This is a genomic window from Rhizobacter sp. (genome assembly GCA_021153565.1).
Lineage (GTDB): Bacteria > Pseudomonadota > Gammaproteobacteria > Burkholderiales > Burkholderiaceae_C > Albitalea.
The window spans coordinates 1-11,165 of sequence record JAJKJU010000291.1 but is presented as its reverse complement, the minus strand read 5'-3'; the positions used below and the strand labels follow the sequence as shown (position 1 = coordinate 11,165).

At 61.3% G+C, this 11,165-nt stretch carries 8 protein-coding genes; 7 read left to right on the top strand and 1 reads right to left on the bottom strand.

Annotation, left to right across the window (positions count from 1 at the left end; translation table 11 throughout):
- Positions 1-407: 407 nt before the first annotated feature.
- Positions 408-1,607 carry a CE1 family esterase gene (locus AC30NL_RS18440; protein WP_489465446.1) on the top strand — a complete coding sequence of 400 codons (1,200 nt, stop codon included), beginning with the start codon at positions 408-410 and terminating at the stop codon, positions 1,605-1,607.
- A gap of 424 nt (positions 1,608-2,031) precedes the next feature.
- On the opposite strand, the gene AC30NL_RS18435 is transcribed toward AC30NL_RS18440, so the two are convergent.
- A complete protein-coding gene (locus AC30NL_RS18435) occupies positions 2,032-2,235 on the bottom strand; it encodes a hypothetical protein (RefSeq protein WP_489465445.1) in 204 nt (67 codons plus the stop codon).
- 453 nt (positions 2,236-2,688) lie between these two features.
- Here AC30NL_RS18435 and AC30NL_RS18430 point away from each other — a divergent pair, with 453 nt between their 5' ends.
- Genes AC30NL_RS18430 through AC30NL_RS18405 form a run of 6 tightly spaced genes read left to right on the top strand, consistent with a single transcriptional unit; the run spans position 2,689 to position 10,494 of the window.
- Entirely contained in the window at positions 2,689-4,533 is a 1,845-nt protein-coding gene (locus tag AC30NL_RS18430; protein ID WP_489465444.1) for a DUF1592 domain-containing protein, read from the top strand.
- The gene (locus tag AC30NL_RS18425) at positions 4,530-6,038 is read left to right on the top strand and encodes a DUF1552 domain-containing protein (protein WP_489465443.1); all 1,509 of its coding nucleotides are present in this window, start codon (positions 4,530-4,532) and stop codon (positions 6,036-6,038) included. The genes AC30NL_RS18430 and AC30NL_RS18425 overlap by 4 nt, the downstream gene beginning before the upstream one ends.
- 3 nt (positions 6,039-6,041) lie before the next feature.
- Positions 6,042-8,561, top strand: a complete 2,520-nt coding sequence (locus tag AC30NL_RS18420) for a choice-of-anchor D domain-containing protein (RefSeq protein WP_489465442.1) — start codon at positions 6,042-6,044, stop codon at positions 8,559-8,561.
- A 10-nt stretch (positions 8,562-8,571) separates the two neighbouring features.
- Positions 8,572-9,075, top strand: a complete 504-nt coding sequence (locus tag AC30NL_RS18415) for a TlpA family protein disulfide reductase (RefSeq protein WP_489465441.1) — start codon at positions 8,572-8,574, stop codon at positions 9,073-9,075.
- A gap of 29 nt (positions 9,076-9,104) precedes the next feature.
- Complete coding sequence (locus AC30NL_RS18410) at positions 9,105-9,323, top strand: DUF4266 domain-containing protein (RefSeq protein WP_489465440.1); 219 nt, start codon at positions 9,105-9,107, stop codon at positions 9,321-9,323.
- Positions 9,310-10,494, top strand: coding sequence for a DUF3570 domain-containing protein (locus AC30NL_RS18405; protein ID WP_489465439.1), 1,185 nt, complete (start codon positions 9,310-9,312; stop codon positions 10,492-10,494). Before AC30NL_RS18410 ends, AC30NL_RS18405 begins: the two co-directional genes overlap by 14 nt.
- The last annotated feature ends 671 nt before the right edge of the window (positions 10,495-11,165 follow it).

Sequence of the window (11,165 nt, the reverse complement as noted above, 5' to 3'; positions counted from 1 at the left end):
GCGCTCCGAGCGCCGTGTGGCGAGCCACACAAGTGAGGAGCAACGCCGCAGCGCGCCCGCCCAGCGCCCCCAAAACGGGAAATTGTTTCGGGCCAAATCCTCAACGGCTTGCCGAGATCAAGAATGCCGCGTTCACGCGCAAGCTCTTCGGCTATGAAGCACGTCGCGTCGCGATACACCGCGCGCTTCAACACACTCAGCTTGTCGTAGGCCGCTCGCGAAGGCAATCGATTCGCGGTGACTGCATCCTCTGCATGGCGGCTCGCTGTCCCACCGCGGCAATCATCGGTTCATCAAACATTCGTCAAGTATCCGAAGGTTGCGAATCCCAGAATCGCTACGGAAATTGAGAGCGCGCCCATCAAACGGCAGGTCGCGCCACATTCGGACGCAACAGGATCTTCACGATGAGCATGCCAAACCCACGCCCCATACGCGCCACGGCGACGAGTGCACTGCTGTGCGCACTGGTGCTGTCTGCCTGCGGGGGTGGGCATGACGCGGGCACCGCAACGGTACCGGTTGCGTTAGCACCTGCACCTGCACCTGCACCTGCACCTGCACCTGCACCCGCACCGGCACCGAAGCCAGCACCAGCACCCAATGCGTCGAGCTGGACAAAGATTGCTAGCGAAGGTCAATCCTTCTCGGTCAACGGAACCCAGGTCGTTCGCTATGGTTCTGGTTCCAGCTGGATCGAAAAGACTGTTACGGGTGCTGGCCAATGCACTAACGAGTTCTTTGGTAATGACCCGGCGGTCTCGATAATCAAAGAGTGCGATGCGCAAGGTTCTGCACCTGCACCTGCACCTGCACCTGCACCTGCACCTGCATCTGCACCTGCACCTGCACCTGCACCCTTCAACGGTAGCGTGGGATGTGGCGGTGCCGCCAAGTTTTCGAACGGCAAATACACCCTGACTTCAGATGGTGTGCCGCGCGACTTCTGGGTCCTCCTTCCGTCCGGCTACAAGAACGACAAAGCCTATCCGTTGATCGTCGGGTTGCACTGGCGTGGCGCCAGCGCCACCGATGTCTACTACGGGAACACTTGGGCCAGCGGCAAGCCTTTCTATGGCTTGAAGGAGCTCTACGGCGAGTCCGCGATATTCGTTGCCCCTCTTGGGTTGGATGCCGGCTGGGCCAATTGGAACGACACCGATATTCGCTTCATCGGCGCGATGGTCAACCAGCTCAGGCAGGGCCTATGCACCGATACCAGCCGCACCTTTGCGACCGGCTTCAGCTATGGCGGAGGGATGTCGAACGCGATCGGTTGCCAGATGGGGGACGTCTTCCGCGCCGTGGCGCCAATGTCCGGCTTCCCGATGGGCTGCCCGCCCTCACCGAACAAAACCGCGGTGATCCTGTTCCATGCCCAGGAAGACGCCGTCGTCGCCTACCACTTCGGCGAAGAGGTGCGAAATAACTTCATCGCCAAGAACAACTGCACACAGGCGACCAACAGGATCGGCGCCAATGGCTGCGTGATCTATGAAGGTTGCAGCGACAACAAGCCCGTGGCCTGGTGCGGGTACAGCCCCGGTGGTCACTGGCCGCCGGGCTTCGCTGCGCAAGAAATCAAGTCCTTTTTCGACCGTTTCTGAAATGTCGGGGCGCAGCACATACGGGTGTGCCCCCGGCTGAGAGGCTGAGAGGCTGAGAGTATTTCGAACGTGTCCGAGCAGCACGTCAAAAGGCTCCTGATAGGCGAAAAGCGCAGCCATAGCTTGGGCTATGTCGAGCATTTGCTACGACGAGCAGGGGGCTTTTGGCGTGATGAGCGGGCATGATCGAAAGACTCTCAGCCTCTTAGCAGGGCGAGCCACTTGCTTAGGACATGACCCGGAATAAGGTCAATAAGCAAATAGGCCTCCACCATGCCAGCGTATAGGGTGTCGATCGCTGCAGTCAAAGTCATGCGCCCCCCGGTTATAGGTCCAGCGGCCGGGAATCGCACCACTGACTATGCCGTCAGTAGACAGCGACACCCCCTTTCAATGCGCGTTTCCCAAGTCTTTTCGAGGTGCATCAGGTCCGCGTGCAGGCATTCGACAATGCCAATGGATGGCCCGTGGCAACACCTTTGTGATAGGTGCCGCTGTCGAAGAGCTCCACGAAGCTCAGCATGTCCGTATCCGGCGTGGAAGTGCGGGATGCGTACAAGGCGCTGGATCGTGGCAGGGACATCAGCGCGACGATCGCACGATGAACAAGTCTTACAAGCGAGTTCATTTGCCAACTCAAAGTTTGCAGGAGCATCGGGTTAGCATTGCCACCCCGTGGGGTAAAAGGTCTTTGACATGCCTGTCCTGAGCATTGTCCAAGGTGACATCCCGACATCCGTTCGGTCGCACCTGCATTCAGGACTTCATGTCAATTCAAAGGATCCTCGATAACCCATGCAGCTCCGGAGCAACCCATCGTTCAGCAACGCAAGCCGTCGTAGGCGGCGCAGTTGACGTCGGTGCGCCGCCATGAGACGCGAAACCTCAACAATTCTTGGCGCGGACCGACTGGTGGTCATAAGTTGTTCAGGCTTTCGTCGTTCTAAGTTTTTTTGCTGAATCAACAATGTGTCCACGAGCTGCGATGCGTGATGCAAGTTCGGGTGGGGCATGAACTCAACGCGATCCGAATTCCATTTCGATGGCAATCGGTCAGCAATTCAAGAACTCGAGATCAAGAATGCAAAAGCTTCTTCTAATACTGTTTTGCGCTGCGACGGTCGCGGGCTGCAACAGCGAGTCGGTCGAGCAAGATGCGGGAGCACCACCCGCGGTTGGTGCGCCGGCCGGGGCAACTGGCACGAACGCAGCAACGAGCGCACCCCCGCTGACAGCGTTAATCGATCCGCACGCGCAGGGGACAGCGGTTGCCCTGGCGGTCAGTTCGGAGAGCACCACCTCGCCCGGATGCTATCCACTCGGCCCGCCCCGACGGCTCACTCGCAAGCAAGTCGTCAATGCGCTGACCGATGTCACTGCAGCCCTGACGGCCGATACGGCTCTTGCTGCCACAGTAGGTAAGCTGGTCAGTGACACTGCGCAGTTCCCACCCGACACCGCGGTCAACCCCGACACGACGCGACACAAGGGCTACGAGCGACTCGACACAACGGTCAATGGGCGTCAGGTTTTCTCGCTGCGCGAAACCGCCCAAGCCTTGGCCAAGGCGATGACCTCCGACCCCACTCGCATGGCCAAGCTTTCGGGCACTTGCACCGATACCGCGGATGCGTGCGTCACCGGCTTCATCCGCAAGGCCGGGCGGCTGCTGTTTCGCCAGCCGATGACGGATGCCGAGGTGAACGTCTATCGGACCGCGGCTGGCAACACTAACACCCCAAGCGCCTTTGCCCGTGTACTGGCAACCATGATTGCGTCGCCGAAGTTCTACTTTGTCATCGAGAAAGGACAGACTTCTTCCGCTGACGCTTCTTCCAGTTGCATGCCGCTGACCGCCCACGAGCAGGCGACGCGGCTGGCCCTTCATTTCTGGGATTCAGTGCCAGATGCCGCGCTCAACGCTGACGCGGACAGCGGCGCCCTGCTGCAGCCAGCAACCTATACCGCGCAAGTAACCCGCATGATGTCCGATGCGCGTGCCGATCGCGCAATGCGTGACTTCTTTGGCGGCTGGTTCCGGCTCGACGAGTTGGTGGCCCTCAACGGCAAGGTCGGCGATCCGAAGTTCGACGCCTTTGCGGGCAGTTTCAAGCCCTTGCCTACGTCCAGTGACGCGGCCATCAACGAAGTCCTCGACATGGTGTCGTACCTGGCAGCGCACAACGCGTCGCTGCAGCAGGTGTTGACAGATCGCCACTCGTACGCGCGCACCAGCGACATCGCGTCTCTCTACAAAACCGCGGTGTGGGATGGTGTGTCTTCGCCACCGGTTTTTTCCGAATCTACACGTGTCGGATTGCTCACGCGTATCGGCTTCATCGCGCAAGGCTCCTCCGACACCACGCTGCCCATCTCGCGCGGCAGCCGCGTGCTGTTCGGACTGACTTGCAAGGCGATGCCAACGCCTGCGATGGTTCAGTCGAACGCGAAGGCCGATCTGAGCGGCTTGCTGACCACGCGCCAACGCGTGGAACGTGTGACCGAGATGAACGGCACCTCGTGCGTGGGATGCCACAAGCCGCTGATGAACCCATGGGGCTTTGTGTTTGAAGGCTTCGATTCACTTGGGCGGGTTCGCGAGACCGAGGTCATTCTTGACGACAAGGGCAAGTCTCTCGGTGAAAAGCCGATCGATACGGCTTCGCTCCCCAGTCTGGCTGACACGATGTCTCGCGCCGTCAGATCACCTTCGGAGGCCCAGCAGTTCATCCTCGACAGCGGTCAGTTCGAGCGCTGCTTTGCGCGTAACTATGTGCGCTATGCCTTCGGACGCGCTGACACGGCCGGCGACGGTGCGTTGATTGAATCGCTGCGTCAGCAGGCGGTCAGTGGCGCCAATCTGCGCAGCCTGTTCGCTTCGATCGCGCTGCGCTCGGAATTCACCACGATACAGAGGGCGAAATGAAGCCAGCATTCAACAAACTCTCCCGCCGACAGTTTCTGATCGGTGCCGGCGGTACAGCACTGGCCTTGCCACTGTTGCCATCTCTGCTTCCACGCGAGGCGCAGGCTGCTGCAATGGCCTCGGCATCCGCCGAGCGGTACTTCGTGCACACGACCACTTGGCACGGCATCTTTCAACAGGAGTTCTTCGGCCCCTTGTTGAATCAGGCCGCGGCCCAGACGCAGAGCTATGGCGGCATCGCCATTCGAGGCGCATCGCTGGCCGGCGCCGTCACGACCACGAACGGCATGACGGTCATCTCCGACGTTCTGCAGGCCAAATCTTCGGCTCTGAACGCACGCATGTTGTCACGCATGAACGTGATCAACGGATTGGACTTCGCCGTCGGTGTCGGCCACAACCGCGGCGGCACGCTCGGCGGCGATGCGAACAACCCGACCATAGACCAAGTGCTTGCGGCGTCCAAAAGCTTCTATCCGAGCAGTATTCTTCAGCCGGCGATCGTGCGAAACCTCGTCTCGCTGTCCAAGTCGGGCACGGGCACCGTGCAAACGCAAGCCACCGCGGAAAGCAACGTCAAGCTCTTTGACCGCCTGTTCAAAACGTCTGTCGCCAGCAGTGGCACCGCCGTTCCGGAACAGGTCGTCCTGGTGGACCGAGTCAAGGAGCACGCCGATCTGGTCATGGCCGACCCGGCCTGCTCGGCAGACTGCAAGACGCGCCTAGGCAACTATCTCGATCTGCTCAACGACGTGCAGTCCAAGGTGATGACCACCGTCATGAGCGGCTTTGCGCGGCCCACCACCGACACCTCGGCCCTCGAAAAAGCCAGCGGCTTCTACGGGCAGCCCAGCAGCCAGGCACAGTGCGAGAAACTATGGAACGACATCGTCGTCGCAGCCTTCGCCGCCGGCATCAGTCGCGTCTACGTTTGCGGGCCGACCAGCTATACCTTCGGCCCCGCGACTGAGGGTGCCTGGCACAACGACTATGCCCACGCGATGGATGATCCAGCCAAGCGGGCGGGATTCAGCGCCGCAGTTCAACTGCAATTCGAGAGTGTCATGCTCGACATGGCCAACAAGCTGGATCAGATCACCACGGCCGACGGAAAAACGCTGTTCGACAAGTCACTGATCGCCAGCGGCTTCGAACTCGGGTCTGGTGGCCACCCCGGTCACCACCACAACCGGTGCATTCCTGTCATCAGCCTCGGCGACGCAGGCGGTTACCTGAAGACTGGACAGTCGGTCGACTATCGCGATCTCACTCAATTCACTTGGTCCTCCAACCCGCACTGGTGGAGCGGCCTGCTGTACACGCAGTGGATGGGCATGGTCCTGCGCGCGATGGGCGTGTCCACCAGCGACTACAACACAACCGCCTACGGCTACCCGAACTTGCGGAACTCCAGAACCGATTACACCGGTCCCACCGAAAACACCGATCACACCGACGCCGTATGGAGCGTCGCTGGGCAGGACCTTCCCTGGCTGAGGGCTTAACTAATGAGAAATCTAATCATCGCTGCCACGCTCGCTGTCACGAGCTTTCTGGCCCAGGCTCAAGACGCCGCCAACGGCCAGTCGCTCTACACAAACGGCGTCGTGGCGGGCAAGCCGAGCTGTTCGAACAGCGCTTGCCACAACACGCTTCCAAACAATGCGCAGAATCGGATCGCCAACGGCATCAACGCGTCCAGCATCAAGAGCATGATCGCCAACTTCAGCCAGATGAACTTCATGTCTGGCCGCGTCACCGATTCGCAGCTCAACGACCTGGCCGCCTACATCGCAAGCAAGCTGGGCGGCACGCCCAGCTATCTGGCAGTAGTCGCCACGCCCAGCCCTTCGACCAGCCCGACCAACCTTAGCTTTACGAGTCAGAAACTGGGCAGCACCAGCGGTGGCCAGACAGTCACGCTAAGCAATGCCGCAAGTGCGAAAGCGGCGCTGGTACTTGGAACCATAGGCGTCACTTCCGGCAGCGACTTTGCCGTCCGCGGCGGCACCTGCTCAACAGGTGCAACGATCGCCGCCGGCGCCAGTTGTACCGTGACCGTGACCTTCACACCAACGATGGCCGGAACCCGCTCGGCGACGCTGTCCATCGCCCACAATGCGGGCGCGAGCACTGTCTCGTTGAGCGGTACCGGCGTCGACAGCTCGCCAGCGATCACCATTTCGCCCAGCCAGCTGTCCTTTACCCAGACAGTGGGCGCAACATCGGATGCGCTGCGCGTGATGATCAGCAGCAGCGGCACGGCCGATCTGCAGTTGTCCTCGATCGCTCTGTCGGGAGCCAACGCCAGCGACTTCGCCATCGGGGCCGGCTCCACCTGCAAAGCAGGCGCCAGCTTGATGAGCGGGAGCAATTGCTACGTCGAGTTGCGCTTCACGCCTTCTGCCGCGGGTGCGCGTTCGGCAACCTTGAGCGTTCAGCACAACGCCAGCACCAGTGCAAGCACCGTCACGCTTGCCGGCCAGGGCAACGCCGCGGCACTGCCTGGCTTTGCGCTGGACGCGACATCTCTCGATCTCGGCTCGCAAGGGCTCGGGACCACTGGAGCGGCGCGCACCGTGACCATCACGAACAACGGCCAGGCGGACCTGAAGTTCAGCGCCATCACGGCCACCGGCATGCACGCCAATGACATCGTGTTGGGCGGCACCTGCGCAGTCAGCACACCGGTAGCGCCGGCCGGCAAATGCACCATCACGGCCGCGTTGAACCCGAGCGCGCTCGGAGCACGCTCGGCCGCGCTCAGCGTGGCAACCAACGCATCCATTGGCACTGCCACCATCGCCCTCACCGGCGAAGGCGTCGCGTTAAAGGCCCCGGCAATCAGCCTGTCTCAACCCTCAATCGGCTTTGGCATGGTGACCATCGGGATGACCTCGACACCGCGCATGGTCACGGTCAGCAACAGCGGCGGCGGGGCGTTGGCGATCTCCAGCATTCAAAGCTCCTCGAACGAATTCAAGGTTTCTCACAATTGCCCGGCCAGCCTTGCAGCGAGCGCGACCTGCACGGTGTCCGTGACATACACGCCGACGACCTCCAATGCGGCCGAGAGCGTGGTGATCACTTCAAACGCCTTCAGTTCACCGAACAGCATCGTGCTGACCGGCCTGGGCACAAACGTCATGCTCCCGGTGCTCGCATGGACCACCAATGTCCCTTCGCTATCGTTCGCTGCAACCGAGGTCGGCAAGTCAATCGACGCGCCTGCGTTGACGCTGGTCAACAACGGCCCAGGTGCAGTAACGGTCTCGTCGATCGGCACGGCTGGCGCCAACGCTGACGCGTTCTCGATTGGCGGAGGCACGTGCCTGGGTGGCATCAATTTGGCCGTGGGCGCAACCTGCACTGTTGTCGTGAGCTTCGTGCCAGACGAGGCTGGTGCGCGCAACGCCACGCTGCTTGTCGCTTCCAGCGGCAGCAATCCTGCGGACATTCCGCTCAGCGGCAACGGGGTAGCAGGGATGATGACCGTCGGAGGGACCTCCCCATCCACTCCGTCAACTCCATCCACTCCGGCAGCTCCGTCCACTCCGGCAGCTCCGGCAACCCCAGCCACAGGTACCCTGGCCGTCACACCCACTGCGCTCGACTATCGCTCGATCACAGTGCGCACGGGTGGCCGCAGCGAACCGCTGGTCGTGCGCATCTCAAACAGCTCAGCCACGGACGCGGCCATCGCCTCCGTCACCACGACAGGCAATTTCGTTTTGGCGCCGGCCAACGCCACCGATGCCTGCCCTGGTGTGCCCTGGACCTTGGCGACTGGTCAGTCATGCACGGTGTCGGTGGTCTTCATGCCCAGCGCCAGCGGTGCGGCCAGCGGGACCCTGAAGGTGCTCTCCGCTGGCGGTCAGACCATTGATGTCCAGCTGTCGGCCGAGGCCGAGACAGTGATGACCAATGTGGGCGGCGGTGCTCTCGATCTGCTGTGGCTGCTCATCACCACCAGCATGCTCTGCGGCGTTTACGTCGTGCGTCGCCATTCATCCCAATCGAACGACTGAAGGAAGTCCTATGAAACTCCCATCGACCCTTGCACTCGCCCTTGCATCGATGCTGTTTAGCGCAGTCTCCACTGCACAGGCCGTGGAGCCTGGAGCATTGGCCCCCGAAATAAAGCTGGCTGGCGTGAGCGGTCCTGTGACCCTTGCGGACTTGAAGGGCAAGGTCGTCTATCTCGACTTCTGGGCCTCCTGGTGCGGTCCGTGCCGTCAATCGTTTCCGTGGATGAACGAGATGCAGGCGAAGTACGCGGCCAAGGGTTTGCAGGTCGTCGCCGTCAATGTCGATGCGAAACGTGAGGATGCCGACAAGTTTCTCGCCGAGGTCCCTGCCAGCTTCAGCGTGGCCTTCGATTCGAAAGGTGACACGCCCAAGCTCTACGGGATCAAGGGCATGCCGAGCTCGTTGCTGATCGGCCCGAATGGAAAGGTCATCAGCATGCACGCGGGCTTCAAAGGCGCGGAGCGCAAAGAGCTTGAAGACGCCATTGCGGGCGCGTTGGCATCCGCTCATTGAAGTCATCTATGTCACAGACTGGAAGCAACATGATTCATCGACGATACATCAGCGCTCTGTGCGCGCTGGTAGCCAGCCTGGCAGGCTGTGCTTCACCGCAGCCGTGGGAGAAGGGTGTTCTGGCAAAGGAAGCCATGACCATGGGCGGGGACACCCTGGAACAGCGCTTCAATCAGCACATCCTGGCCAGCAAAGAGGCGGCTTCGGGCGGTTCCGGCGTCGGAGGAGGTGGCTGTGGCTGCAATTGACTCTGTGAAGAAGAGAAGTGGGAAATGGGGCGCCATCACCGCGGCTGCGCTGGCACTGCCAGGCGTCATGTCGGCGCAGGCTGAGGAGCCGCCGGAAAAGGGTGTGATTGCGCTCAAGTACCTGCATTACCGCGATAGCCAGACCAACCACACGATCTACCCCGGCTACGATGGCAGCGAAGGCAGTTCGCTGAATCGGATCCGCGTCAACTCGCCATCCGTCTATTTGCTCGTACCGACGTCGCACTGGTCACTCGAGGTTTCGGGCGTGGTCGATCAGGTCTCCGGCGCAACACCACGTTATTACAGCGACGTCTCGGGCGCCACCAAGTCGCCAGGAGGGATGAAAGACGAACGCAAAGCGGGCGACGTGAAGGTGACCCGCTACATGGACCGAGGTTCGGTCGGCGTGGGGCTGGCCTATTCGACCGAGCACGACTACAGGTCGACCGCCGTCTCGCTCGAGGGGCGTTATGCCAGCCTCGACAAGAACACCACTTGGAATATCGGCTTGGCTGGGACCAGCGACACCATCAACCCGGTCAATCAGATCGTGGTGGGCGAGCGCAAGCGCACGGTCGAGCTGACGGCCGGCGTGACGCAGGCGCTGTCGACCAATGACTTGGCGCAGCTCAGTCTGACTTACTCCGGCGGCAGGGGCTATTACGACGACCCGTACAAGCTCTTCGATCACCGCCCACGCACGCGCAACGAGGCGATCGGCATGCTGCGCTGGAACCACCACTTCGACGCGCCGGATGCGACGCTGCGCAGCAGTTATCGGTTCTACAACGACAGCTTTGGAATCCACGCGCACACGGTCGAGGCCGCCTGGGTGCAACCCGTCACGTCGTTCCTCACGATCACGCCGTCGGTGCGCTACTACTCGCAGAACTCGGCATCTTTCTACTATGACCCGGTGACCGATGCGAGCGTCTATCCCGGACCGCTCGGCACGCCGGCATACAGCTCAACCGACCAGCGCCTGTCCGCCTTCGGCGCTGCAAGCGTGGGTCTGAAGGGTGAAATCCAGTTCGGACGGTGGTCTACAGACCTGAAGGTGGAGCAGTACGTGCAGCGCTCCGAGTGGCGCCTCGGTGGCAAGGGCACGCCGGGCATAGACCCTTTCTCCGCGACCACCGTGCAGTTGGGGTTGAGCGCCAAGTTCTGACCTCAAAGCAGATCGGCTCTGGACGATTTTCGCCAGGCACGCCCGCCTTGGCGATGTCGTCCGACGCGAGCGTGTTGCTCAACCGCTGAACGACTTTTCAAGCACGCCGACGAGGCCCTTCGTGCAGCCACGCATCGAATGACTCAAACGCGCCCAAGACATTGCAGTCCAAAGGAATGATGACATGAAAATTGCCAAGCAACATGAAGCCGCTCTGCGACCGAAGATGGCGAGCGCCGTCCTCCTTTGCTTGATTCTGTCGGCCTGCGGTGGTGGTGGAGACAAGGAATCAGCTCCAGCTACAGCACCTGCTCAAGCTACAGCTCCCGCACCCGCACCCGCACCAGCACCGGCTCCGGCTCCGGCTCCGGCACCGGCTCCGGCTCCGGCTCCCGGTCCAGCCACCTCCGACTGTTCAACAGGATCGTTCCTGTTCTGCGAAGACTTCGAGTCGTCAGGAGCAGGTACGGCGTCGAGTTCAAAGTGGACGACCGAGCTCAAGACCGCTACAGCCACGATTGACTCGACGCACGCGCGTGGCAAGAACGCATTGCACTTGAACACCACGGGCAATGGCATGGCGTTCCTTGTGCCAACCAACTTCGCGCCCCCGGGCAATAGCTTCTTCGGCCGCATGTGGCTTTGGGTTTCCGCTTTCCCGACGAAGCCGG